The sequence below is a fragment of the Aliiroseovarius sediminilitoris genome (genome assembly GCF_900109955.1).
GTDB classification, from domain to species: Bacteria; Pseudomonadota; Alphaproteobacteria; order Rhodobacterales; family Rhodobacteraceae; genus Aliiroseovarius; species Aliiroseovarius sediminilitoris.
Genome location: NZ_FOJB01000001.1, coordinates 1,937,219 through 1,961,297, shown reverse-complemented (window position 1 = coordinate 1,961,297; position 24,079 = coordinate 1,937,219). Strand labels below are relative to the sequence as shown.

Genomic DNA, 24,079 nt, shown 5'->3' with positions numbered 1-24,079 from the left:
TGACCAACTGAAAGACCGATCCATGGCAGATGCCACCGACGGCGCAGATCGCGTCACGATCCGTTTGAAACCCAAAGCCAACGCACGTGCCATTCGCCACGGTGCGCCGTGGGTGTTTGACAATGAATTGGTGACGGATCGGCGGACGAAAAAGATCGAAGCAGGCGCGATCGCACGATTGGAAGACGCAGCCCGCGACCCGCTCGGTACCGTTGCTGTAAACACCAACTCGCGGATCATCGCCCGAATGCTCGACCGCGACCCGGGCGCGGTGATTGACCGCACATGGCTGGCAGCGCGTCTGGCGGCGGCCTTGGCCCACCGCAAAACCCTTTTTGACGCCCCTTTCTATCGCCTGATCCATGCCGAGGCCGACGGGCTGCCGGGTGTGATCATCGACCGTTTTGGCGACATCGCCGTGATCCAACCCAATGCCGCCTGGGCCGAGGTTCTGCTGGACGACCTGGCCGCCGCAATGGCGCAGGTGACTGGGGTGACGACCATCCTGAAAAACGCCTCTGGCCGGGCGCGCGGGCTGGAAGGTTTGGATGACCAGAATGTCGTGCTGCTGGGGCGGGTGCCCGATGCCCCGGTGGCGGTGCCGATGAACGGGGCGATCTATATGGCCGATCTGACCGGCGGACAGAAAACCGGGCTGTTCTTTGACCAGCGCCCCAATCACGCCTTCGCGGCTGGCCTGTCCCGCGAAGCTCGGGTGTTGGATGTGTTCTCGCATGTTGGCGGGTTTTCACTGGCCGCGCTTGCGGCAGGGGCGACACAAGCCGTGGCGGTCGATGGATCTGCACCCGCGCTGGCCCTGGCGGAAGAGGGCGCGCGCCAGATGGGCGCCGAGGATCGTTTTACAACGGCGCAGGGCGACGCCTTCGAAATGTTGGCCGCACTGGCCGAAGAAGATCAGCAGTTTGATGTTGTGATCTGCGACCCGCCCGCCTTTGCGCCTTCAAGGAAAGCTCTGGAACCTGGCCTGCGCGCCTATGAACGATTGGCACGTCTTGCAGCCCCCTTGGTGGCTCCCGGTGGCTATCTTGGCCTCTGTTCTTGCTCGCACGCCGCGACGATCGACAAGTTCCGTGCCGCGTCGATCCGGGGCATCGGCCGGGCAGGGCGCAACAGCCAGTTGATCCACACCGGCTTTGCAGGGGCTGATCACCCGATGCACCCGCACCTGGCCGAAAGCGGCTACCTCAAGGCGCTGTTTTTCCGCCTCTTGCCATGAAAGTGCTGATCGACGCCTGCGTGCTGTACCCGACCGTGATGCGCGAAATGGTGATTGGTGCGGCGAAAGAGGGGTTCTTCACCCCGCTCTGGTCACCGCGCATCCTGGAAGAGTGGGCGCGCGCCGCTGGCAAACTCGGCCCCGATCAGGACACCGTCGCCCGCGCTGAAATCGCGCTGTTGCGCGACCGTTGGCCGAACGCCAGTGTCCTTCCCAATGATGGCGATCTCAGACGCCTGTGGCTGCCCGACGAAAACGACATCCATGTGCTGGCCGCCGCCATCGCAGGGCATGCCGACGTGCTTCTGACCACGAACAATGCCGATTTTCCACGACACACGCTGGCTGAAGAAGGCCTGCGACGCGAAAGCCCCGACCCTTTTCTGTGCGCGTTTCTTGATGAAAACCCAGATGGGATTTGCCGCGTGGCCGCACGTGTACTGACACAAGCCTGCACCCTGTCCGGCGAAGACTGGACAATCCGTCGGCTAATGAAAAAAGCACGTCTGCCAAGATTGGGCAAAGCGCTCGAAACACGGCTCTGACCGGCGTTTCTTCTGGCCAAAAATATCCTGGGGTGAATGCGCGCACGCGCAGAGGGGCGACGCCCCTTACTGCCTCACCGCACCCATTTTGCTTCGTTCTTTTCAATCGCGGCGATCCGTTCGGCGGTTTTCGGGTGGCTCATCAACCACGCCGGCATGACGCCCGCACGGTTTTTGGTCAGCGCATCCAGCTTGCCAAACAAGGTCTTCTGAGGCTCCGACCCGATCCCGGCCTTGATCAACAGCGCGGTCGCATAGGCGTCCGCCTCGTATTCATCGCCCCGGCTCAGGCCCGCCGCCACCAGCCGTGTCAGAAACCGTGCGATATAAACCCCGGCGCCGGGCAGGAACCGCGAGATCATCATCGACAACACGGTGCGCAAGGCGTTCTGGCCGGAAAAATCGATCATCCGCTTGCGCGCGTGTCCCAGCGCCACATGACCCAGCTCATGGGCGATCACGCTGGCCATTTCCTCGGCACTGACTCGCCCCTGCCGATACTCGTTGAAGAACCCGCGCGTGATGAAAATTCGCCCGTCCGGCGCGGCCAATCCGTTGACCGGATCAATCTCATAGATGTGAACCGGGATGTCCGCGATATCCAACGCGGCGGCCATTCGGTCGGTCAACGCTTTCAGCTTTGGGTCCGCCAACCGCGTGGATTGTGCGTCCAACTCGCGATGCGTGCGCCAGACCGAGAAGTGGTAGAGCAGCAGGCCATATGCAATGGGCAGAAGAATGGGGATCAGCTTCAACATAGGCTTTATATGGGTGCTGTTTTATCCGCTGGAAAGGGATTAACGCGACAACGCGTCAGATTTCAGCGCCTCTTGCGCGTCTTTCGCTTTCAGGACAGCGCGAATCCAGACCAACATCACCACCGCGACGATCACAGCGACCAAAAGCCCAGCGATATTGCCAAGAAGGGCAGCCAGACTTTCGATGCGGGATGCAAACCCATAGCCCAGCCCGACATAAAGGCTGACCCAGATCGTTTCCCCGAGAATATCCCAAACGGCAAATCGCACCCAACCCAGTCCGGTTGCGCCAGCCACGAAATTGACCCAGGGCCCCAAGGGCGCAACGGCCCATGTCGACAGAAAAACGCCAGTGCCGCCGTATTTGTCCACGAAGGCGCGCGCCCTTTCCAATATGGTTCGTTTTGCAGGCGTGCGTGCCAGCCACTGCAAAGCGCTTGCCCCACCATATCGCCCAATCGCATAGCCTGTCTGATCCCCTATGACCGCGCCCACAAAGGCAGAAAGCATGACATATACCAGCGAAAGATCCCCCGCCGCCGCAAACGCGCCGCCTGCCAGCATCATCAGAGAGGTGGGGATGGGAAGCGCGAGACATGACAGAAAGGCCGAGAGGAAGACCACGACAGGGCCATAGTCCAACAGCAGGGCAAAGATGGCGTCGGTGGTGATCATTGGCGGCCACCGGTTGCGCTGTCAGCTTGGGATGCGCGGTGCGCGGCAATGGCGGCTTCCAGATCGGCGATCATAACGTCCAACGGGATACCGCGCGCCTCCGCAAGTCGGCGCAGACTGCTTGGGCCATCACCCGGCTGGCCCAGTTGCAATGCCTCAAACATCACCTTTCGCGGAACATCCCACGAATAGGCAACGTATCTGGCGGTCATCCATCCTTCGATCGGTTGGTCGATATGGGCGGGATCGTTCCAGTAAATCCAGCTGGCGGTTGTTCGGACGGCAAAAAAGACGCTCATGACCAAAGCGACCGCCAGAATAAGCGTCGCAATTGGGGCCGCGCCCCAGATGCGTTTGATAAATGAAAACATTGCGGTTTCCTTGCCGGTTGGGTCTTGAACGCGTGGGCGCAGGACTTCCGTCGCTTAGCGGCCCAATTCTTTCATCCCGCGCTCAATTCCCTCAAGCGTCATTGGGACCATGCGGCCCTCGAAAACCTGACTGATCATCTGCACCGACTGGGTATAGCGCCAGTGATGCTCGGGCAGCGGATTGATCCACAGATTTTCGGGCCATTGCTCGCGGGCGCGTTCCAGCCAGACCTGACCGGGTTCATCATTCCAATGCTCGTTTGCCCCGCCACGATAGGCAATCTCATACGGGCTCATCGAGGCATCACCGACGAAAATGCATTTGTAGTCCGAACCATAGGTGCGCAGCACCTCCCATGTCGGGATCTGATCGGTCCAACGCCGCGCATTGTCGCGCCACACACCTTCATAAAGGCAGTTGTGGAAATAGTAATATTCCAGATGCTTGAATTCGGCGCGGGCGGCAGAGAAAAGCTCCTCGACGACCTTGATATGCGGGTCCATTGATCCGCCAACATCCAGAAACAGAAGGACCTTCACCGCATTGTGTCGTTCGGGCCGGGTTTTCACGTCAAGATAGCCGTGTTCGGCGGTGGCGCGAATGGTGCCGTCAAGGTCAAGTTCTTCATGTGCCCCGTCGCGCGCCCAGTTGCGCAGGCGTTTCAAGGCAACCTTGATGTTGCGTGTGCCCAGTTCAACAGAATCGTCCAGATTGCGAAACTCGCGCTTGTCCCAGACCTTCACTGCGCGTTGGTGGCGGGATTTGTCCTGCCCGATGCGCACGCCTTCCGGGTTGTAACCATAGGCCCCGTAAGGCGAGGTGCCGGCGGTGCCGATCCACTTGTTACCACCCTGATGGCGCCCTTCCTGTTCCTTCAGACGCTCTTTCAGCGTCTCCATCAACTTGTCGAACCCGCCCAGAGCCTCGATCTGGGCCTTTTCTTCATCGGTCAGGAATTTCTCGGCCATTTTTTCAAGCCATTCCTGCGGGATGTTGACGGCTTCCAGAATTTCCTCTGAAGAGATCGCTTCAAGCCCTTCGAATGTTTGTGAAAAAGCGAGATCAAACTTGTCAAGGTTGCGTTCGTCCTTCACCATCGCGACGCGGGCGAGGTAATAAAACCCTTCGATGTCATAGGTGACAAGCCCGGCTTTCATCGCCTCTAAAAACGCAAGAAACTCGCGCAGAGAGACCGGCACCTTGTTGGCGCGGAGGTTTTCAAAGAAGGGCAGGAACATCGCGCAGACCTAGCGGCTGATGATGATCGAGGCGAATAGCGCGATTAAGCCAAAGGCGATGGCATACACGGTCGCATATTGCGCGATGTCCATCCGATTGCCGCCACGTTTGCGGGCGCGCAAACCGCCAATCAATGCCCCAAGAAGAAGTGCTGCGATGACCAGCATAAGCGTTTATCCCTTGCGAAGGGCCGTCGGTGAGTGCCCCCATTCCATCTAGCCCGGCGATATGGCAGCGATTTCGCTGAGCCGCGCGCCGACCTGCTCGTTCGAGCCGAAGCCATAACGCGCCCAGCCCAGACTGTCGAGCCTGACAAGCTGTGCCTCGCGGGGGCGGCCCGCAAGGTCAAGCGCTTCGGCCTTGATCATCATCAAGGTGGCCAGAAGGGCGGCGTTTTCGGCTTGTTTCACAGGAGCGATATGGGTGTTCACAATGGTGATCGCCTCGTCCGCCTGTCCGGCGGACAAGGCATAGGCAGCCAGTTGCACCCCCATATGGGCAGCTTGAAGCGCAGTTTCGGGATTGGCACGATAGATCGCTTCGGCCTCGCGAAATGCAGCAAACGCGTCCTTGCTGCTTTGGCGCATGTGCAGGCGACCATAGGCGAACAAGCTGAACGCCAACCGGGTGTCGCGCCAGCCCATTTTGCGGGCGATGGCGACGGCAGTGATGGCCGCGTCACGTCGGCGGGTTGTTGATTGTCCTTTGCCCAGCGCCGTCTCAATGGCATCTTTCCATGCCGCAGGCGACTGGCCGCCGATGCGCGGCATACCGGACCCACCCGCAGGGTTCAGCCGGGCCAGAATGGCCGGCAAACGGGCGGCCACGTCCCCTCGGCTCATCCCTGACGCCAGTTCGGGGGCGTAATAGGCGCGTAGGATCAGCATATCGAACCCGGTCAGGACGGTCTGGAAATTGTCGTCGTTGAAGACGCTGTCATGCAGGCGATACAAGTCGTTCACCGGCCCGAGCGCCTGTGCGACCTCTTCATGCAGGCAGTCGCGCAGTTCTTGCGGGCTGACATCGCCTGGCAGGAACACGGCCATTCGGGTGCGGCTGCGCAGTTTTGCCCAGTCCAGCTTTGCGGTGCCACGCGCTGCTTTGTATTCCTGCCAGCCAGACACATTGGGTGCCACAAAGCATGCGGCATGCGGTACAAGGCGCTGCAATTGCCGTTTCGGAATGACCTCAAGCGTGATCGAGGCCGCATCACCGGCCATCACCTGATGAATATTGATCCCCGCCTCGATCCGCAGCCGGGCCAGCAAGCGGCTGAGGTCCGCCATCATGTAGGAAGGGGCATCGCCCGTGACCCGCAGGGTGACAGGTCCTTCAAACCTTGTCAGCACAGGCAGGGGCCGCCCGCTTTCCAACTGGAAAGACAGGTCCAGAAAATCACCGGCGATCACGCTGTTGGCACGGGTGGGACGGGTGATATGGGTGCTGCCGAAGGCTTTCATCGGCGGCAGGGCCGGGGGCAGCGCGACCCGGCGGGTTGCGACCTCCTCCTGCGGGGTGTTCGGGGACATTGGAACCGAGCAACCGCTGAAGGTGAGCGCGGCCAGCATGGACGCAAGGGTCATCAATCTCATTTTTACGCCCTCCCATATCGGATGAAGGGCGTTTTGACGCCAATCCGGTCATACAGCTTGCGGGCCGTGTGGTTGAAATCTTGCGTCAGCCAATAGACGGATGGCGCACCGGCCTGATCGGCGTCGGCATAGACCGCTTCGATCAATGCGCGCCCGACGCCCGTGCCGCGAACCGACGGGTCGGCATAGAGGTCTTGCAGGTAACAGACGTTTTCAATTTTCCACGCGTGACGATGGAACAGGTAATGCACCAGACCCACGGGCTGGTTCCCCACGCAGGCCAACAGCCCGTGGAACTCGTTCGGATCCTCTGACAGAAGCCGGGCGAAGGTGATTTCATAAACCTCCGGGGCGACTTCGGTCTCATAGTAGCGCAGGTAGCCTTCCCACAGGCGTGCCCACGCGTTCCTATCAGACGGCGTCAATGGCCGAACGGAAATGTGCGCATTGTCTCCCATAACAACACCATCACACCCGCATTTATGCCCCCCCAGGCAAGGGTCAGAGTTTATGGGGCGGTCATGGTTTGACCAAGGGAAATGGCGTGAATTGGGGCGGTTTTACTGCATGACCATGAGGAAAAACAATATCTTGTGCGGTGCATCTCATCCGGCACTAGGAGAATCTGGTGAAAATGCGTGAGGGTCGCGAATCGTTCGCTATAGCCCGATCACGTCGAAATCCGGGCTGCCGGACCACGTAATCTCCCACTTGGCGCCGGGGCGGACGTTTTGCACGGCGGCTGCATCGAATGCGACAAGGCAAGTGCCGCCGGGATGACGCACGGACGGATAGACCAATGCCCGATGCCCGTCGGCGCGCAGGTGATTGGCCAGCTCCTGCCCACGCGGATAGCCCCGCGCCGGGTCTTCATGCAGGGCGGGGTGGCCGGGCTGGCCGGTCAGATCAGGGAAGTCGCCGATGAAGTCAGCCAGCAGCTCGACATAGCGCACTTTGGTATCGAACAGGCCGATATGGGTCAGCTCGCGGGTATAGTGATAACCGACCTCGGCCAACGAGGTCATCGCGCTCCAACTGCAATACCATGCACCGCGGGTCTCGTCGTTGAACCGATTGCCCCCCGCCCGGCGATAGGTGAACGCCGCGTTCACATGGCTCAGGCCATAGATGCGAAGATCGGCGGCGCGGCGTTCCCATGCCAGTTCCAACCGGTTGACGCCCATATCGCGCCCGCGCTCGGCGATGTGGCGGGCCGAGGTCATGGCTTCGACTTCGGCCAACAGGGTCATTTCGTCGTCGCCATCGACCAATCCGCGCAAAACCGGCGGTTTGTGATAGGTGGCGGGGATCAGACGGACCAGTGCGCGGTCGCTGACCGATCGCAGCGGAAGGGGGTCGCTCACATTCCACCCCGCAGTGCATCGACATAGTTTCGCACGCGCAGGAATTGCGGCAGCCCATCGGCGATCATTGTGTCGATGGGACGGGCGCCGTCAAACAGAGGACCGGTGTTGGCAAGGGTGATCCACTGATCGGCAATCGTCTCGTCGAAATAGAGGTGCAGGGATTTGTAGATGCCCACGAGGGCCGACAAGCGCAGCATCTGGTCGCGCGTCAGGTCGCCCTTGAAACCGGGATTGCGCGCGCGCTTCCATGTGGATGTGGACATATCCGCCAGCGCGGCGGCGTCATCCAGTTTCAAATCCCAAGCCTCGGCAATGCGGCCAAAGGCCTTCAACGCCACAGCCGCATGGTCCGAGGTCGGACGGGCCGGAGGCGGGGTGATGGGTTGTGGGGCGGCGTGCATGGTGCATCTCCTGTCGTGTTGATCAGAAGATAGGACCATATGGACTGAATGTCAAGATCATGTGGCCTTATTGACGTCCGCCACGCCCGTCGCGACGGGCCATGAAAGCCAGCCGTTCAAACAGATGCACGTCCTGTTCGTTCTTCAACAGCGCGCCGTGCAACGTCGGTAGCGCGGACGCCCCATCGCGTTTCAGCGTTTCGGGATCAATATCCTCGGCCAAGAGCAGTTTCAGCCAGTCCAACACTTCCGAGGTCGAAGGCTTCTTCTTCAGCCCCGGTTGCTCGCGAATTTCATAAAACTGAGTCAGCGCTTCGGTCAGCAGGCGGGGTTTGATGCCGGGGTGGTGCACTTCGACGATTTTCGCCAGCGTGTCGGCGTCCGGGAACCGGATATAATGAAAAAAGCAGCGGCGCAGGAAGGCGTCCGGCAGTTCCTTTTCGTTGTTCGAGGTGATGATGATGATCGGGCGATGCCTGGCGCGGATCGTTTCACCCGTCTCATAGACGTGAAACTCCATCTTATCAAGCTCTTGCAGAAGGTCGTTGGGAAACTCGATATCGGCCTTGTCAATCTCGTCAATCAGAAGGACAACGCGTTCATCGGCGTCGAACGCCTCCCACAACTTGCCGCGTTTGATGTAGTTGCGCACGTCATGCACACGCTCATCACCCAGCTGGCTGTCACGCAACCGGCTGACGGCATCGTATTCATACAAACCCTGCTGAGCCTTGGTGGTGGACTTGATGTTCCATTCGATCATCCGTGCGCCAAGTGCGCCTGCGACTTGCATCGCCAGTTCCGTCTTGCCGGTGCCGGGTTCGCCCTTGACCAGAAGCGGGCGTTGCAACGTGACGGCAGCATTCACAGCGACCTTCAGATCGTCGGTCGCCACATAGCTTTCGGTGCCTTCGAAGCGTTTTGTCATGCTGCTATCCCTTGCGGTCAGGTCTGAACAATTACCGGGCGAAGTAACTTGACCGTCGGGTTTTGGCAAGGGTGCGGATACCTCCCCGAAGCCTGATCCGGGCCGATCCCAACGCTGTCTGCACACACCTGTCGCACGCAAGAACGTTAATCCGAGTGTTTTTGTTATATTTCAGTTGCTTGCTCGTTATAAGGGAAAACCTTGTCCAATCGCGTTCATTGCCTAGTGACATCTGGCAAAAGCGGGTGTAAACGAGCGCCACAAGAAGCCGGACTCCTGTGGGGCAACAAGGTTGTTAGGTAGTTATAGTCCGGTAAGTTGAGGGAGTTGGTATGAAAGCAGAGACTTTCCTGCCCGACGATTACAGTCCTGCCGAAGACGAACCGTTTATGAATGAGCGTCAGACGGAGTATTTCCGTCGCAAGCTTCTGGCCTGGAAAGAAGAGTTGTTGGACGAAAGCCGCCATACGCTGGAAGGCTTGCAAGACAACACTCGGAACATCCCAGACATCGCGGATCGTGCGTCGGAAGAAACAGATCGGGCATTGGAGCTTCGTACACGGGATCGGTCGCGCAAGCTGGTTGGCAAGATCGATCAGGCTTTGCGCCGGATTGAAGAAGGCGAATATGGCTACTGTTCGGAAACGGGCGAGCCGATTTCATTGAAACGTCTGGATGCACGCCCGATCGCCACCCTGAGCCTTGAGGCGCAGGAACGCCACGAACGTCGCGAAAAAGTCCACCGCGACGATTAAGCCGCGGACCGCTGAAAATAACGGGATGGGCGCACTTGTCGCGTGGCATGACGCCCTGAACCATGACAAAAGGCGCTGGAGAACCCGGCGCCTTTTCTTTTGCCTTGTCGTCATGTGCTATGACACCAAACCAGCCGGACTGTGAAATGGATCAATATCCGCCGAGGAGCACAACGCTATGATCGCAGGACAGAACGTCACCATCCTTGGAGCAGGGATCGGCGGGCTGACGGCGGCCGTGGCCTTGGCGCAACGCGGCGCGAACGTCACCGTGTTGGAGCAAGCCCCTGAGATAACCGAGGTGGGCGCAGGGCTGCAAATCAGTCCCAATGGCGTGCGCGTTCTGGATGCGCTGGGTCTGGGCGACGCGGCCCGTGCCCGTGCCGTGCGGGGCACCGGGGTCTGGCTGCGCGATGGTGTCTCGGGTCACGAAGTGATTGATTTCAACTTCGAGAAAGTGGCTCCGGGCGCGAGCTTCTTGCTGTTTCATCGCGCCGATCTGATTGATCTTCTGGCGGAAGCCGCGCGCGATGCCGGGGTGGCAATCCAGTGCGGGACGCGGGTCGAGCGCGTCACACCCAGCCTGACCACGGCGCGCGTGAAAGTCACAGGCGAACCGGCGCAGGAGATGGCGTTTCTTATCGGTGCCGATGGGTTGCGATCCGTCGTCCACAGCGCAATGAACGGGGCTCGCGCGCCCTTCTTCACCGGGCAGGTGGCGTGGCGCGCGACTGTGCCCGCGACCGGCAGGGAACCCGCCGAGGCGACGGTGTTCATGGGCCCCGGACGGCATTTGGTGACTTATCCGTTGCGCAATGGCACGATGGTGAACCTTGTCGCAGTCGAAGAGCGCAGCGCATGGGCAGACGAGGGGTGGAACCATCACGATGACCCCGACAACCTGCGTGCGGCGTTCAGCGGCTTCTGCGACGATGCCCAAGCGCTTCTGGAGCGGGTCGAGACGGCGCATCTGTGGGGATTGTTCCGCCATCCGGTGGCGTTGAACTGGCACTATGGCCATTGCGCACTTCTGGGGGATGCGGCCCACCCGACCTTGCCCTTCATGGCGCAGGGCGCGGTTATGGCAATCGAAGATGCGTGGGTGCTTGCGGCCTGTCTGGATCGCGACGGGCTGGACGCGGGACCGCAACGTTATCAGTCTCTGCGCCGCGACCGCTGCGAGAAGATCGTGGCGGCGGCGGGCAAGAACGCCCGCAATTACCACTATGCCAACCCGCTTGCGCGGCGCGTGGGGCACGGGGCATTGCGGCTGGCCGGACGACTGGCCCCGCAACAGGTGTTCAATCGGTTCCGCTGGATCTATGACGCCGATGTGACGCGGATCTAGCAGCCGTCAGGATTGCAACAGCGCATCGACCTCGCTGCCCGGCATCCCCGTGCCCAACATCGAAAAATCCCCGGTTTCAAACATGGCCTGCGCCGCGTCGTGGATGACACGGTGGGTCACGCGAGCCAGCGCTGATCCAAGCGATATACGCGCCACACCCGCCTGTGCCAGATCGGCGCGACCAGCCTGCGACATTGGTCCTGCCGCCAGCGCATTGACCGGCAGCTTTGTGGCCGCACAGACCAGCGCCTGATCCGCCAACGTGCCGGGAAAGGGGACATAGACGCAATCCGCCCCAGAAGCTTCGTACCCGGCAATCCGGGCTAGCGCTTCTTCCAGATCATACTGCCCGTTCATCACCCCATCGGCCCGCGCCACAAGGATGAAATCGCCGGGCAGGGCGCGGGCGGCGGCGGCGGCGGCCTTGATCCGTTCGATGGCAAACGGGCGATCATATGGCGTGGCTGCGGGCAAGGCGGTATCCTCGATCGAGATACCCGCCAGTCCCGCCTGGTAAGACAGGCGCACGGTTTCGGCGCAAGTGTCGGGATCATCGCCAAAGCCGTTTTCGAAATCGCCGGACACCGGAATGGTCACGGCGGCGACCAGATCCTGCGCATGGGCCAATGCCTCCTCCCGGCTGACATGACCCATATCGGGACGCCCCAGAGTGAAGGCATGCGCGGCGGACGAGGTGCCAATGGCCTGCGCCCCAAAACCCGCGAGCATTTTGGCGCTGCCAATGTCCCAGGCATTGGCCAGAATAAACGGATTTCCCTTTTGGTGCAGGACGCGAAACGCAGCCCCGCGGTTCTGATCATTCATTGGCCTGTCTCCGATCCACCTGCTGACAGTGTTGAAGCAAGCTTTTCTTGCCCGCGTTGGGTTGTCAAACGTTGTCTCATTGGTGGACAATCGCGATTTTTCCGGCAAAGCGCAGAAATGTCGGGCGTTCCCCTTTCCAAACCGCCCGCTCCATGAGATAGGGACGTGCCAAACGAACACTCCCGAGGAGAAAGCCCATGGAGATTCGCGAGGCGCTCACTTTCGACGACGTCCTTCTGGTTCCGGCCGCCAGCAATGTGCTGCCGTCCACCGCAAACACGACGACATTCGTGACGCGGTCGATTGCCATGAACATCCCGCTGCTCAGCTCGGCCATGGACACCGTGACCGAGGCCCGCATGGCCATCGCCATGGCGCAGGCCGGCGGCATGGGCGTCATTCACAAGAACCTCGACCTCGACCAACAGGCCGAGCAGGTGCGCCGCGTGAAGCGGTTTGAAAGCGGCATCGTCTATAATCCGATCACGCTGACGCCCGACCAGACGCTGGCCGACGCCAAACTGTTGCAGGACCGGTATCGCGTCACAGGTTTTCCCGTGGTCGACGAAAAGGGCCGCGTGGTGGGGATCGTCACCAATCGCGACATGCGCTTTGCCACCGATGACAACACACCGGTAAAGGTGATGATGACGTCCGACAACCTTGCCATGTTGCAAGAACCAGCCGAGTTGGAAGAGGCGAAAAGCCTGATGAAAGCCCGCCGGATCGAAAAGCTGTTGGTGACGAATGGCGAAGGCAAGCTGACCGGGCTTCTGACCTTGAAAGACACCGAGCAAGCGGTGTTGAACCCTACGGCCTGCAAAGATGACCTTGGTCGCTTGCGGGTTGCGGCGGCCAGTTCGGTCGGCGACAGTGGCTTTGCGCGCTCCGAAGCCCTGATTGACGCAGGCGTGGATATCGTCGTCGTGGATACGGCGCATGGCCATTCCGAAGGGGTGATCGAGGCGGTGAAGCGGATCAAGGCGCAGTCGAACAGCGTTCAGGTCATTGCAGGCAACGTCGCAACCGGGGCGGCCACCCGCGCCCTGATCGACGCAGGTGCCGACGCGGTGAAGGTGGGGATCGGTCCGGGGTCCATCTGCACGACGCGGATGGTTGCTGGTGTCGGTGTGCCCCAACTGACTGCGATCGGGGATTGCGCGGCGGCGGCGGGGGACGTGCCGGTGATCGCCGATGGCGGCATCAAGTTTTCGGGCGATTTCGCCAAGGCCATCGCCGCGGGCGCAAGCTGCGCGATGGTCGGTTCGATGATCGCGGGCACCGATGAAAGCCCCGGCGAGGTGATCTTGTATCAGGGCCGCTCGTTCAAAGCCTATCGCGGGATGGGATCGCTGGGCGCTATGGCGCGCGGCTCGGCCGATCGCTATTTCCAGAAGGACGCAGCGTCCGACAAGCTGGTGCCGGAAGGCATCGAAGGCCAGGTGCCGTATAAAGGTAGTGCCGGGGCTGTCATTCACCAATTGGTCGGCGGTTTGCGGGCGGCGATGGGGTACACCGGTTGCGCCACCGTGGCCGAGATGCGCAAGAACTGTCAATTCGTGAAGATCACCGGGGCAGGTCTGAAAGAAAGCCACGTGCATGATGTGCAGATCACTCGCGAAAGTCCAAACTATCGTATTGGATAGGAATATCATGAGGTTGTGGCGCTTTGTTAATGTTTTCGGAGCAGGGCGGTGACGCCCGGCGCCCGCGTCGCAGCGGCCATCGACATCCTTGATATCCATCTTTCTGGCACTCCGGCGGAACAAGCCCTGACCGGCTGGGCGCGGGGGCATCGTTTTGCAGGGTCGAAAGACCGCGCGGCGATCCGTGACCACGTGTTTGACGCGCTTCGGCGGTTGCGTTCTTCGGCTGGTTTGGGTGGCGGAATGACGGGTCGTGCGGTCATGATCGGTCTTTTGCGGGGACAGGGGATCGACCCCGACACGCTGTTCACAGGTGTAGGCCACGCCCCCGCAGTTCTGGCCGATCAGGAACGCGTGTCCGGCGGCGACCTCTCGCGCGCCGCGCGCCTTGATTGTCCGGACTGGATGCTGCCCCACTTCGATCAAAGTCTTGGTGACAGGTCAGATGACGTGCTGGAGGCGCTGCGCCACCGCGCGCCCGTCTTCCTACGGGTCAACAGTGCCCGCGCAAACTTGGATCAGGCGCAGAGCCAATTGGCGGAGGATGGGATCGTGACGCGCCCGCACCCGCTTGCTTCGACGGCGTTGGAAGTTTTGGAAAATCACCGCAATATCAATAGCTCACGCGCCTTCCTTGATGGGTTGGTAGAGCTTCAGGACGCCGCCTCGCAAGCCGTGGTCGAGGCCTTGCAGATCGCACCGGGTCTGCGCGTTCTGGATTTCTGCGCGGGTGGCGGCGGGAAAGCGTTGGCGCTGGCCGCTCTCGGGGCCGAAGTCGTGGCGCACGACATTTCGCCTGCACGGATGAAGGATATTCCGGCGCGGGCTAAGCGGGCGGGATGCCAAATCCAGATTGCCACACCGGACAGGCTGGGTGATTTCGGGACGTTCGATCTGGTGTTTGCCGACGCGCCCTGTTCCGGTAGCGGATCATGGCGTCGTGCACCGCAGGGAAAATGGCTGATGACGCGTGAAAGGTTCGCCGGCCTCTTGGATACCCAGCAGACGGTTTTGTCGCAGCTTCCGACCCAAACTGCACCCGACGGGGCGATTGCCTATGCGACCTGTTCGCTACTGGATGCTGAGAACCGGGCGCAAGTGAATTGGTTCATAGCAGAACAGTCCGGCTTCGCCATCGACCTCGAAGCCCAGTTTTCGCCTCTCGACGGCGGCGATGGGTTCTATGTTGCGCGACTAAAGCGAATGTAGGGCTTGGCAAAGACAATCACAGGTTGTTAACCTAGATCTCATTAATCGGCGCTTAACCGACCACGGGCAATAACCGGGGGGCCGATTCTGAAAAAGGGGATCTCTGTGTCGTACGCTGACTTGTCGTCCAATCCATTGACCGAAATCGCCCTGCGCTTATCGCAGCGGGTCGGATACTTGCTCTCTCTTGCGGTGCTTTCTGTCGGTGCGGCCTGGTTCGTTAGCTTGCCGGTGGCGGGGTTGACCCTGTTGCTGATCGGGCTGACCTTTCTGTCACTCGCGTTGACCGTCACGGTGTTGACTGCGCATCACCACCGCCAGCAAAGAACGATGTTTCGAACCGTGAAGCGGTTTGCCGATCGTGACGGCGCGGCCACTTTTGCAACCGATGCCGACGGGATGATCCGCTATCAGAATGTCGCCGCGACCGCGGCTTTCGGACAACAGCTCGGGGCGACCTTGGCCAGCACTGTGAACGACATGTTTGCAGCGCCTGCTTCGGTTCTGTTTCGGTTGCAAAACAAAGCCCAGGCCAAGGGGGCGGCCTGCGAAGATGTCGTCTTGAGGCGCGGACATGTGCGGCTTTCGGTGCACACACTTGCCGGCAGCGGGTTCCTGTGGCGGTTGGAAGAATTTGGCGAACGCGGACAGGGCGGGCGCACCGGCGAACATATCAGCCTTCCAATGATGATCGTGTCGAAATCCGGCACCATTCTGTTTATGAATGAATCCGCTCGCCGCTTGTTGGGCGGCCGCGAAACCACTCTGGACCGCGTGTTTACGGAATTGCCCCTAAAGGCAGGGGCGGTGATGCAGGTTTCGGCCAAGAATGGTCCTGTGCCCGCGTTTGTTTGCGAGTTGGAGATCAGCGCCGGCAGGCGGGAGATCTATCTTCTTCCGCCACCGGCCGGTCCCGCCATTACCAATGAAGAATGGGCCTTTATCGAAAGCCTGCCAGTGCCGTTGATCAAGTTGGACACAACGGGTGCGATCATCATGGCCAATCGTCGCGCGCGCGGGCTCTTGGGCGATGAAAACGCCATCGGCACGCAACTGGCAGATCAGGTCGAAGGATTGGGGCGCCCGGTGTCCGAATGGCTGCGTGAGGCGCATGCCGGGCGGCATCTCGGGCGGGCTGAGGTCGTGCGCGCGGTGAAACCGGATGAGGATGTGTTCCTGCAAATCTCTCTGGGGCAGGTCGCGGATGAGGCGGGCCGTGCGCTGGTCGCCGTGTTGCAAGACGCGACCGAGCTGAAGACGCTCGAGGCGCAGTTCGTTCAGAGCCAGAAAATGGAAGCGATCGGACAGCTGGCTGGTGGTGTGGCGCATGATTTCAACAATTTGCTGACGGCCATTTCGGGGCATTGTGATCTTCTGTTGCTGGGTCGCGATGAAAACGATCCTGAATATTCAGACCTGTCGCAAATCCATCAGAATGCCAATCGCGCCGCGGCACTTGTGCGCCAATTGCTGGCCTTTTCGCGCAAGCAAACCTTGTGCCCCGAAAAATTGGCCCTGACCGAGTCTCTTTCGGATCTGACACATCTGCTCAACCGTCTGGTCGGCGAGAAAGTGTCGCTCGATCTGGATCACGACCGCAATCTGATGCCGATCCGTGCCGACCGCCGCCAATTGGATCAGGTGATCATGAACCTTGTGGTCAACGCCCGCGACGCCATGCAGGATGGTGGCGAAATCCGTGTCGAAACCCGAAATGTCACAGTGGAGCAGGCGATGCACCGCGACCGGGCAACCGTGCCGGCTGGCGATTATGTCACGATCCGTGTGATCGACCAGGGCACGGGCATTCCCGCCGACAAGCTCAGCAAGATATTCGAGCCGTTCTTCACCACGAAAGGGGCAGGTAAAGGCACCGGTCTTGGGCTGTCGATGGCCTATGGCATCGTGAAGCAGATGGGCGGGTTTATCTTTGTCGATTCAATCCCCGGTGCCGGATCGACTTTCACGCTGTATTTCCCGGTGTGTCAGGAGAGCGACGAGCAAGACGTGCCGGGTGAAGAGGTTTCAGCAGATCAGGTGGATGCCATTGATGATCAGGGCGACGATCAGATTCAGGCCACGTTGGATGCCCTGACGGTTGATGATCAGATCGTTCTGGCTGCTGAGACCGTGACCCTGAAGGGGCCGATCCGACCGTCCCAAGCCAGCGATGGTTTTCTGGGTCAATCAATAAAGCAGCCCCCGACGCCCGTGACCGCATCCATTCCCAAACCCACTCACGACCTGGACGACGTAAAAGATAACATCGTCTTGCTGGTGGAAGACGAAGCTCCGGTGCGCGCCTTCGCGTCGCGTGCTTTGCGAATGAGGGGGTTCACGGTGCTGGAGGCCGAGAATGCCGAGGAAGCCCTGAAAACACTGGAAGACACGACATTGTCGGTTGATGTCTTTGTCACCGATGTCATCATGCCCGGTATGGATGGCCCGACTTGGGTGGCAAAGGCGCTGGAGGATCGGCCGGGTGTGAAGGTTGTGTTCGTATCAGGTTACGCTGAAGATTCGGTATCTGAACATCAGTCACGCATTCCCAATTCCGTGTTTTTGCCCAAGCCGTTCTCTCTGACCGATCTGACCGCGACGGTGCAAAGACAACTGCACTGATGCCGACATAACAGACAGGGTGTCCAACTCTGTCCGCACCTGAAAATTGATCGTTAACCCTTTGCTTACCATTCCCCGTCAAACTTAATAATGAAAACATAACTTGAAATGTTCTTATTTTGTGCTCATAACGGCATATGAGAACAAGAGCAGAACACGAGCATGATTGCCGCCCGTTCGCGGGTGTGAAATAAGGGATGATAACAAATGGCAACGGCGGATATCTTTGATATGAAACGTGACGGTGACAAACAGAAGGCGCTCGACAGCGCGCTGGCGCAGATCGAACGACAATTTGGCAAAGGGTCGATCATGAAGCTGGGGTCGGACAATCCCGTCGCCGAGATCGCTTCAACCTCGACCGGATCGCTGGGGCTGGATATTGCGCTGGGGATCGGCGGGCTGCCAAAAGGCCGCATTGTCGAGATTTACGGCCCCGAAAGCTCGGGCAAGACCACGTTGACGCTCCATTGTGTCGCCGAGGAACAGAAAAAAGGTGGTGTGTGTGCCTTCGTGGATGCCGAGCACGCTCTGGACCCGCAATATGCCAAGAAACTTGGCGTTGATCTGGATGAACTGCTGATCAGCCAACCCGATACGGGCGAACAGGCGCTTGAGATTGTCGACACGCTTGTGCGGTCGGGCGCGGTGAGCATGGTGGTCGTCGATTCGGTCGCCGCGCTGACGCCCCGGTCCGAATTGGAAGGCGATATGGGCGACAGCAATGTCGGCGTGCAAGCCCGGTTGATGAGCCAGGCGATGCGCAAACTGACCGGCTCGATCTCGCGTTCGAAATGCACAGTGATCTTCATAAACCAGATCCGCATGAAGATCGGTGTCATGTTCGGCAGCCCGGAAACCACATCGGGCGGCAACGCACTGAAATTCTACAGCTCGGTTCGGCTGGACATCCGCCGGATCGGCGCGATCAAGGACCGGGACGAGGTGGTCGGCAACGCAACCCGCGTCAAGGTCGTCAAGAACAAGGTGGCCCCGCCGTTCAAGCAGGTTGAATTCGACATCATGTATGGCGAAGGCATCTCGAAAATGGGCGAGCTTCTTGATCTTGGGGTGAAAGCTGGCGTGGTCGAGAAGTCCGGCGCCTGGTTCAGCTATGGTGACGAACGGATCGGTCAGGGGCGGGAAAACGCCAAGACCTATCTGCGCGAAAACAACCGCACCGCGCTTGAGATCGAAGACAAGATCCGCGCCGCCCACGGGTTGGATTTCGACATGCCGGAAGCGGAAAAAGATGATGACGACGACGGGCTTTTGGAAGCGTGATCTCGTCTACATGATATTGGGAAGGCCGGGCTGAACCCGGCCTTTTCTTTTTGGGCGTCGGTGGCTGTGGACAGGGGGGGCTGGCAAAGGTAAATGAATGTGAACGCCCATTCAGAGATAAGATATCATGGCCAGCCTTAACGACATCCGCTCCACCTTTTTGAAATATTTCGAAGATAACGGGCACACGGTTGTGGACAGCTCGCCCCTTGTGCCGCGCAACGATCCGACGCTGATGTTCGTCAATTCGGGCATGGTGCAGTTCAAGAACCTGTTTACGGGGCTTGAGACCCGCGACTATACCCGCGCCACTACGGCACAGAAATGTGTGCGCGCAGGCGGCAAACATAATGATCTGGACAATGTCGGTTACACAGCCCGCCACCACACGTTTTTCGAAATGCTGGGCAATTTCAGTTTCGGAGATTACTTCAAAGATGAAGCGATCCCCTTTGCGTGGAACCTGATCACAAGGGAATTTGGGATTGACCCAAAACGCCTGTTGACCACGGTCTATCACACGGACGATGAGGCCTTTGGGATCTGGAAAAAGGTCGGCGTGCCCGAGGACCGGATCATTCGCATCGATACGGCCGACAATTTCTGGCAGATGGGGCCGACCGGTCCCTGTGGGCCGTGCACCGAAATTTTCTATGATCACGGCGATCACATTTGGGGTGGCCCTCCGGGCAGCGCAGAAGAAGACGGCGACCGGTTCATTGAAATCTGGAACATCGTTTTCATGCAGAATGAACAGTTCGAAGATGGCTCAATGAAGGCGCTGGACATGCAGTCCATCGACACCGGCATGGGGTTGGAACGGATCGGCGCGCTGCTACAAGGCAGCCATGACAACTATGACACCGACCTGTTCAAAGCGCTGATCGAAGCATCGGCACATGTCACGAACGTGGCCCCCTATGGCGATCAGAATGTGCATCATCGGGTGATTGCGGACCACTTGCGCTCGACGTCATTTTTGATGGCGGACGGTGTGATGCCCTCGAACGAAGGGCGTGGCTATGTGCTGCGCCGGATCATGCGCCGCGCGATGCGCCACGCCCATCTGCTGGGCGCGCAAGACCCGGTAATGCACCGTCTTGTGCCCGAATTGGTGGCGCAGATGGGTCAGGCCTATCCCGAACTTGGCCGCGCCCAGACAATGATCGAAGAAACGCTTCTGAACGAAGAAACCCGGTTCAAGAAGACACTCGACCGCGGTTTGAAACTGCTGGATGACGAGGTGTCAGGCCTGCCCGAAGGTGCGGAACTGCCCGGCGAAACTGCATTCAAACTCTATGACACCTATGGGTTCCCCTTGGATCTGACGCAGGATGCGCTGCGGGAAAAGGGACGTGGCGTGGATCAGGCCGGTTTTGACGCCGCGATGGAAGAGCAAAAAGCGCGTGCGCGGGCCGCATGGTCGGGGTCAGGTGAAGCAGCGGATGCGACCATCTGGTTTGATCTGGCCGAACAGCATGGCGTGACTGAATTTCTGGGCTATGACACCGAACATGCCGAGGGGCAGGTTCTGGCACTTGTCGCGGACGGCGCATTGACGGATCGGGCCACATCCGGGGACGAGGTTCAGATTGTCGTGAACCAGACGCCGTTTTATGCCGAGGCTGGCGGTCAGGTGGGCGATACCGGCCTGATCCGCACTGACACCGGGTCGGCCCATATCACCGAGACCAAAAAGGTCGCGGATGTGTTCATCCATTTCGCCAAGGTGGATGAGGGCGAGATTGCCACGGGGCAGGGCGCCGAACTGGCGGTTGAACACCTGCGCCGCACGGCGATCCGCGCCAACCACTCGGCCACGCACCTGCTGCATGAAGCCCTGCGAAACGAGCTGGGTGATCACGTTGCGCAACGCGGGTCGTTAAATGCGCCGGATCGTTTGCGCTTTGATTTCAGCCACAACAAGGCGGTTTCGGCGCAGGAGTTAAGCAACATCGCCCGCGAGGTGAACACCTATATTCGCCAGAACGCGCCTGTCGAAACACGGATCATGACGCCGGATGACGCGCGCGAGATTGGCGCGCAGGCGCTGTTTGGCGAGAAATATGGCGACGAAGTGCGCGTCGTCTCGATGGGTCATTCGCCCACCGGCAAGGGCACTGATGGCCAGACCTATTCCATCGAGCTGTGCGGTGGCACTCATGTCCGCCAGACCGGTGATATTGGCGTATGCGTGATCCTGTCCGAAGGCGCGAGCGCGGCGGGCATTCGCCGGATCGAAGCACTGACCGGCAAGGCTGCTGTTGCCTATATCGAAGCAGAAGCCGCGCGCGCCTCGGAGCTGCAAGGCATGTTGAAAGCCAAGCCGGACGAGGTTGTGGACCGCGTCAAGGCGTTGTTGGACGACCGCAAGGCGCTGAACAATGAGATTTCAGCGTTGAAACGCGAGTTGGCGAAGGTCGCGGGGGCAGGGGCGGAGGCCAAGGATATCGGTGGCGTGAAGTTCCTTGCAATGACCATAACGGGTGTCGCCGGGAAAGACCTGCAAACGCTTGTGAATGAACAGAAAGATGCGCTTGGATCAGGTGCAGTTCTGATCATTTCGGACAATGACGGCAAGGTCGCCGTGGCCGCAGGGGTGACGCCGGATATGACTGACCGTGTGTCGGCGGTTGACCTTGTGAAAGCGGCTGTGCCTGCACTTGGCGGCAAGGGTGGCGGTGGTCGCCCAGAACTGGCGCAGGGCGGGGGGCTGGACTTCTCGGGTGCCGCAGCCGCTGTGGCCGCAGCCGAAGCTGCCATCGCGGGCTGACAGGCCCCATTGCAAAATCTGATCGGCCGCGTATCGTCTGCTGACTTACGCGGCCTTTTTATATTGCAGGAGAGACACGATGCCCGCCCTTTGGATTGCCCATGTGACCGTTACGGATGAAGAGGCCTATGGCAAATACGCCGCCCTTGCCGGGCCTGCGATTGCGAAACACGGCGGCCATTTCATCGCGCGCGGCGGGCGCTATGTGCAACTGGAGGGCAAGGACCGTCCACGCAATGTGGTGGCGAAATTCCCAAGCGTCGAGGCCGCCGAAGGATGCTATCGCTCGCCCGAATATCAAGAGGCGTTGAGCCACGCGCGCGGGGCGTCAGAGCGCGAATTGTTGGTGGTTGAAACGGACGAATGAAACTCTAACATCGATTTCCCTGATCATACCGCTTTTTGCGATTGCGGGCAGCACGGTCGCTTGGATGGTCAAAGAGTTCCGGGAAAGGGCGTGGGATCGACGAAAGCGGTTCTTCGAGCTTATGAGTGTTATCGAAGCAGATGGCAATCGCGCCGCCGCCCTGTCGTCACAAACCTTTGGTTTGACGGGGCGGGTCGGCGCGGTCCGGCGGGTTCGCCGGGCGGTTTCAGGATGGGACGTTGGTCGTTACTGATCTGACGACCGCGCCTGCCGTTTCCGCTCGTGCGGGTCCAGATACCGTTTGCGAAGGCGGATCGAGTTCGGCGTCACTTCGACCAATTCATCATTGTCGATATAGGCGATGGCTTCTTCCAGCGACATGGTGATCGGGGTGGTCAGGCGCACGGCCTCATCCGTGCCCGAGGCGCGCACGTTGGTCAGCTTCTTGCCTTTCAGTGGGTTTACCTCAAGATCGTTTTCGCGGCTGTGTTCGCCGATGATCATGCCCTGATACACATTCTCCTGCGCGCCGATGAACATGCGTCCGCGATCTTCAAGGTTCCAAAGCGCATAGGCAACGGATGTGCCGTTCTCCATCGAGATCAGGACACCTGCGCGACGGCCTGGAATGGAGCCCTTATGGGGCGCCCAGCCGTGGAACACGCGGTTCAGAACCCCGGTGCCGCGCGTGTCGGTCAGAAACTCGCCGTGATAGCCGATCAGACCACGCGACGGCACATGGGCGATGATCCGGGTCTTGCCTGCGCCTGCGGGCTTCATCTCGGTCATTTCGCCTTTGCGCGATCCGGTCAGTTTTTCGATCACGACGCCGGAGTATTCATCATCCACGTCAACGGTGACTTCTTCGATGGGTTCCATCGTCTCACCATCGACTTCACGCATGATCACCTGCGGGCGCGAGATCGACAGCTCGAACCCTTCGCGGCGCATGTTTTCGATCAGAACGCCCATCTGCAATTCGCCACGGCCCGAGACTTCGAAGGCTTCACCGCCGGGGGTGTCTGCGATCTTGATGGCAACGTTGCTTTCAGCCTCTTTCATCAGGCGTTCGCGGATGACACGCGATTGCACCTTCTTGCCTTCGCGGCCCGCCAGTGGGCTGTCGTTGATGCCGAAGGTGACGGTAATGGTGGGCGGGTCGATAGGCTGGGCATCCAGCGGTGTATCGACCGCCAGCGCACAGATCGTGTCTGCCACGGTGGCCTTTGACATGCCCGCGAGCGATACGATGTCGCCCGCAAGGGCTTCGTCGATGTCCTGTTGCCCCAGGCCGCGGAAGGCCTGAATACGGGTGACGCGAAACTGCTCGATCTTTTGGCCGATGCGCGACAGGGCTTGCACGGTCGCACCAACCTTGAGACGTCCGGTTTCCACACGTCCGGTCAGCAATCGACCGACGAACGGGTCAGCACCCAGCGTTGTGGCGAGCATGGTGAAGTCTTCGTCCTGATGGGCCAGCTGACGCGGGGCAGGGACGTGGTTCACGATCAGGTTAAAGAGCGCGTGCAGATCCTTGCGCGGCCCGTCCAACTCGGCATCCGCCCAGCCGTTTCGACCCGAGGCGTACATGTGCGGGAAGTCGAGCTGGTCATCATCGGCACCCAGATTGGCGAACAAATCGAAGCATTCATCCAGAGCACGATCGGGTTCGGCATCCGGCTTGTCGACCTTGTTCAGAACCACGATGGGGCGCAGGCCCAAGGCGAGTGCTTTCGAGGTCACGAATTTTGTTTGCGGCATTGGGCCTTCGGCGGCGTCAACCAGCAACACAACACCGTCCACCATGGACAGGATCCGTTCTACCTCGCCGCCGAAATCGGCGTGGCCGGGCGTGTCAACGATGTTGATCCGCGTGCCTTTCCATTCGACCGAGGTGGGTTTGGCGAAAATGGTGATGCCGCGCTCACGCTCCAGGTCATTTGAATCCATGGCGCGTTCCGCCACGGCCTGATTTTCCCGGAACGCGCCGGATTGTTTCAAAAGCTCGTCAACAAGGGTCGTCTTGCCGTGGTCAACGTGTGCGATGATCGCGATATTGCGCAGGTCCATAGGGCCACCTTAAGGGGAGAACGTATCAAACGTATGAGAAGTTAGGGGCGCGCATAGCCCGGTTGG

22 protein-coding genes are annotated in these 24,079 nt (G+C 59.9%); 10 read left to right on the top strand and 12 right to left on the bottom strand.

Annotation, left to right across the window (positions count from 1 at the left end):
• The first annotated feature begins 22 nt into the window (after window positions 1–22).
• Entirely contained in the window at window positions 23–1,237 is a 1,215-nt protein-coding gene (locus BMY55_RS09680; protein WP_091430260.1) for an RSP_2647 family RNA methyltransferase, read from the top strand.
• Complete coding sequence (locus BMY55_RS09675; RefSeq protein WP_091430258.1) at window positions 1,234–1,782, top strand: RSP_2648 family PIN domain-containing protein; 549 nt, start codon at window positions 1,234–1,236, stop codon at window positions 1,780–1,782. Before BMY55_RS09680 ends, BMY55_RS09675 begins: the two co-directional genes overlap by 4 nt.
• A gap of 74 nt (window positions 1,783–1,856) precedes the next feature.
• Here the strand turns inward: BMY55_RS09675 and BMY55_RS09670 are convergent, their stop codons facing one another.
• From BMY55_RS09670 to BMY55_RS09625, 10 genes are all read right to left on the bottom strand, one after another.
• On the bottom strand, window positions 1,857–2,540 hold the full coding sequence (locus BMY55_RS09670; protein WP_091430256.1) for a M48 family metallopeptidase: 684 nt from the start codon (window positions 2,538–2,540) through the stop codon (window positions 1,857–1,859).
• A gap of 39 nt (window positions 2,541–2,579) precedes the next feature.
• Window positions 2,580–3,215 carry a DedA family protein gene (locus tag BMY55_RS09665; RefSeq protein WP_091430255.1) on the bottom strand — a complete coding sequence of 212 codons (636 nt, stop codon included), beginning with the start codon at window positions 3,213–3,215 and terminating at the stop codon, window positions 2,580–2,582.
• On the bottom strand, window positions 3,212–3,586 hold the full coding sequence (locus BMY55_RS09660) for a hypothetical protein (protein ID WP_091430253.1): 375 nt from the start codon (window positions 3,584–3,586) through the stop codon (window positions 3,212–3,214). Before BMY55_RS09660 ends, BMY55_RS09665 begins: the two co-directional genes overlap by 4 nt.
• A gap of 54 nt (window positions 3,587–3,640) precedes the next feature.
• Window positions 3,641–4,825: a vWA domain-containing protein gene (locus tag BMY55_RS09655; RefSeq protein ID WP_091430251.1), complete on the bottom strand. Its 1,185-nt coding sequence runs from the start codon at window positions 4,823–4,825 to the stop codon at window positions 3,641–3,643.
• A 9-nt stretch (window positions 4,826–4,834) separates the two neighbouring features.
• Window positions 4,835–4,993, bottom strand: a complete 159-nt coding sequence (locus BMY55_RS16930; RefSeq protein WP_091430249.1) for a hypothetical protein — start codon at window positions 4,991–4,993, stop codon at window positions 4,835–4,837.
• 48 nt (window positions 4,994–5,041) lie between these two features.
• Window positions 5,042–6,418 carry a DUF2927 domain-containing protein gene (locus BMY55_RS09645; protein WP_091430248.1) on the bottom strand — a complete coding sequence of 459 codons (1,377 nt, stop codon included), beginning with the start codon at window positions 6,416–6,418 and terminating at the stop codon, window positions 5,042–5,044.
• A gap of 2 nt (window positions 6,419–6,420) precedes the next feature.
• Window positions 6,421–6,876, bottom strand: coding sequence for a GNAT family N-acetyltransferase (locus tag BMY55_RS09640; protein WP_091430246.1), 456 nt, complete (start codon window positions 6,874–6,876; stop codon window positions 6,421–6,423).
• Between the two features lie 201 nt (window positions 6,877–7,077).
• Window positions 7,078–7,782, bottom strand: a complete 705-nt coding sequence (locus BMY55_RS09635; protein ID WP_245744704.1) for an RES family NAD+ phosphorylase — start codon at window positions 7,780–7,782, stop codon at window positions 7,078–7,080.
• Window positions 7,779–8,186 (bottom strand): antitoxin Xre-like helix-turn-helix domain-containing protein, encoded by a 408-nt coding sequence (locus BMY55_RS09630; RefSeq protein WP_091430244.1) that lies wholly within the window; start codon window positions 8,184–8,186, stop codon window positions 7,779–7,781. The genes BMY55_RS09635 and BMY55_RS09630 overlap by 4 nt, the downstream gene beginning before the upstream one ends.
• Window positions 8,187–8,253: 67 nt before the next feature.
• Window positions 8,254–9,114 carry an AAA family ATPase gene (locus BMY55_RS09625; RefSeq protein ID WP_091430243.1) on the bottom strand — a complete coding sequence of 287 codons (861 nt, stop codon included), beginning with the start codon at window positions 9,112–9,114 and terminating at the stop codon, window positions 8,254–8,256.
• A gap of 332 nt (window positions 9,115–9,446) precedes the next feature.
• Between BMY55_RS09625 and dksA the strand changes: the two genes are divergently transcribed.
• Both dksA and BMY55_RS09615 read left to right on the top strand, forming a co-directional pair.
• Complete coding sequence (dksA, locus tag BMY55_RS09620) at window positions 9,447–9,869, top strand: RNA polymerase-binding protein DksA (protein ID WP_091430241.1); 423 nt, start codon at window positions 9,447–9,449, stop codon at window positions 9,867–9,869.
• A gap of 178 nt (window positions 9,870–10,047) precedes the next feature.
• Window positions 10,048–11,217, top strand: a complete 1,170-nt coding sequence (locus BMY55_RS09615; protein WP_091430240.1) for an FAD-dependent monooxygenase — start codon at window positions 10,048–10,050, stop codon at window positions 11,215–11,217.
• Between the two features lie 6 nt (window positions 11,218–11,223).
• Here the strand turns inward: BMY55_RS09615 and BMY55_RS09610 are convergent, their stop codons facing one another.
• The gene (locus BMY55_RS09610) at window positions 11,224–12,042 is read right to left on the bottom strand and encodes an isocitrate lyase/PEP mutase family protein (RefSeq protein ID WP_091430239.1); all 819 of its coding nucleotides are present in this window, start codon (window positions 12,040–12,042) and stop codon (window positions 11,224–11,226) included.
• Window positions 12,043–12,239: 197 nt separating this feature from the next.
• Here BMY55_RS09610 and guaB point away from each other — a divergent pair, with 197 nt between their 5' ends.
• The 6 genes from guaB to BMY55_RS09580 all read left to right on the top strand — a co-directional run bounded on the left by guaB (window position 12,240) and on the right by BMY55_RS09580 (window position 21,943).
• The gene (gene guaB, locus BMY55_RS09605; protein ID WP_091430238.1) at window positions 12,240–13,688 is read left to right on the top strand and encodes an IMP dehydrogenase; all 1,449 of its coding nucleotides are present in this window, start codon (window positions 12,240–12,242) and stop codon (window positions 13,686–13,688) included.
• 48 nt (window positions 13,689–13,736) lie between these two features.
• A complete protein-coding gene (locus BMY55_RS09600) occupies window positions 13,737–14,897 on the top strand; it encodes an RsmB/NOP family class I SAM-dependent RNA methyltransferase (protein WP_091430237.1) in 1,161 nt (386 codons plus the stop codon).
• Between the two features lie 105 nt (window positions 14,898–15,002).
• Window positions 15,003–17,519, top strand: a complete 2,517-nt coding sequence (locus BMY55_RS09595) for a hybrid sensor histidine kinase/response regulator (protein WP_245744703.1) — start codon at window positions 15,003–15,005, stop codon at window positions 17,517–17,519.
• A 207-nt stretch (window positions 17,520–17,726) separates the two neighbouring features.
• Window positions 17,727–18,803 carry a recombinase RecA gene (gene recA, locus BMY55_RS09590; RefSeq protein WP_091430235.1) on the top strand — a complete coding sequence of 359 codons (1,077 nt, stop codon included), beginning with the start codon at window positions 17,727–17,729 and terminating at the stop codon, window positions 18,801–18,803.
• 127 nt (window positions 18,804–18,930) lie between these two features.
• On the top strand, window positions 18,931–21,576 hold the full coding sequence (gene alaS, locus BMY55_RS09585; RefSeq protein ID WP_091430233.1) for an alanine--tRNA ligase: 2,646 nt from the start codon (window positions 18,931–18,933) through the stop codon (window positions 21,574–21,576).
• Window positions 21,577–21,655: 79 nt separating this feature from the next.
• Window positions 21,656–21,943, top strand: coding sequence for a DUF1330 domain-containing protein (locus BMY55_RS09580; RefSeq protein WP_091430231.1), 288 nt, complete (start codon window positions 21,656–21,658; stop codon window positions 21,941–21,943).
• A 246-nt stretch (window positions 21,944–22,189) separates the two neighbouring features.
• Here the strand turns inward: BMY55_RS09580 and typA are convergent, their stop codons facing one another.
• Window positions 22,190–24,013: a translational GTPase TypA gene (gene typA, locus BMY55_RS09575; protein WP_091430229.1), complete on the bottom strand. Its 1,824-nt coding sequence runs from the start codon at window positions 24,011–24,013 to the stop codon at window positions 22,190–22,192.
• Window positions 24,014–24,079 lie beyond the last annotated feature (66 nt).

Excerpts from the sequence above, each read along its gene's own strand:
- dksA (WP_091430241.1), top strand. The coding sequence starts at position 9,447 with ATGAAAGCAGAGACTTTCCTGCCCGACGATTACAGTCCTGCCGAAGAC.
- BMY55_RS09660 (WP_091430253.1), bottom strand. The coding sequence starts at position 3,586 with ATGTTTTCATTTATCAAACGCATCTGGGGCGCGGCCCCAATTGCGACG.
- BMY55_RS09675 (WP_091430258.1), top strand. The coding sequence starts at position 1,234 with ATGAAAGTGCTGATCGACGCCTGCGTGCTGTACCCGACCGTGATGCGC.
- typA (WP_091430229.1), bottom strand. The coding sequence starts at position 24,013 with ATGGACCTGCGCAATATCGCGATCATCGCACACGTTGACCACGGCAAG.
- guaB (WP_091430238.1), top strand. The coding sequence starts at position 12,240 with ATGGAGATTCGCGAGGCGCTCACTTTCGACGACGTCCTTCTGGTTCCG.
- recA (WP_091430235.1), top strand. The coding sequence starts at position 17,727 with ATGGCAACGGCGGATATCTTTGATATGAAACGTGACGGTGACAAACAG.
- alaS (WP_091430233.1), top strand. The coding sequence starts at position 18,931 with ATGGCCAGCCTTAACGACATCCGCTCCACCTTTTTGAAATATTTCGAA.
- BMY55_RS09670 (WP_091430256.1), bottom strand. The coding sequence starts at position 2,540 with ATGTTGAAGCTGATCCCCATTCTTCTGCCCATTGCATATGGCCTGCTG.
- BMY55_RS09640 (WP_091430246.1), bottom strand. The coding sequence starts at position 6,876 with ATGGGAGACAATGCGCACATTTCCGTTCGGCCATTGACGCCGTCTGAT.
- BMY55_RS09655 (WP_091430251.1), bottom strand. The coding sequence starts at position 4,825 with ATGTTCCTGCCCTTCTTTGAAAACCTCCGCGCCAACAAGGTGCCGGTC.
- BMY55_RS09610 (WP_091430239.1), bottom strand. The coding sequence starts at position 12,042 with ATGAATGATCAGAACCGCGGGGCTGCGTTTCGCGTCCTGCACCAAAAG.
- BMY55_RS09665 (WP_091430255.1), bottom strand. The coding sequence starts at position 3,215 with ATGATCACCACCGACGCCATCTTTGCCCTGCTGTTGGACTATGGCCCT.
- BMY55_RS09625 (WP_091430243.1), bottom strand. The coding sequence starts at position 9,114 with ATGACAAAACGCTTCGAAGGCACCGAAAGCTATGTGGCGACCGACGAT.
- BMY55_RS09645 (WP_091430248.1), bottom strand. The coding sequence starts at position 6,418 with ATGAGATTGATGACCCTTGCGTCCATGCTGGCCGCGCTCACCTTCAGC.
- BMY55_RS09580 (WP_091430231.1), top strand. The coding sequence starts at position 21,656 with ATGCCCGCCCTTTGGATTGCCCATGTGACCGTTACGGATGAAGAGGCC.
- BMY55_RS09630 (WP_091430244.1), bottom strand. The coding sequence starts at position 8,186 with ATGCACGCCGCCCCACAACCCATCACCCCGCCTCCGGCCCGTCCGACC.
- BMY55_RS16930 (WP_091430249.1), bottom strand. The coding sequence starts at position 4,993 with ATGCTGGTCATCGCAGCACTTCTTCTTGGGGCATTGATTGGCGGTTTG.
- BMY55_RS09615 (WP_091430240.1), top strand. The coding sequence starts at position 10,048 with ATGATCGCAGGACAGAACGTCACCATCCTTGGAGCAGGGATCGGCGGG.
- BMY55_RS09680 (WP_091430260.1), top strand. The coding sequence starts at position 23 with ATGGCAGATGCCACCGACGGCGCAGATCGCGTCACGATCCGTTTGAAA.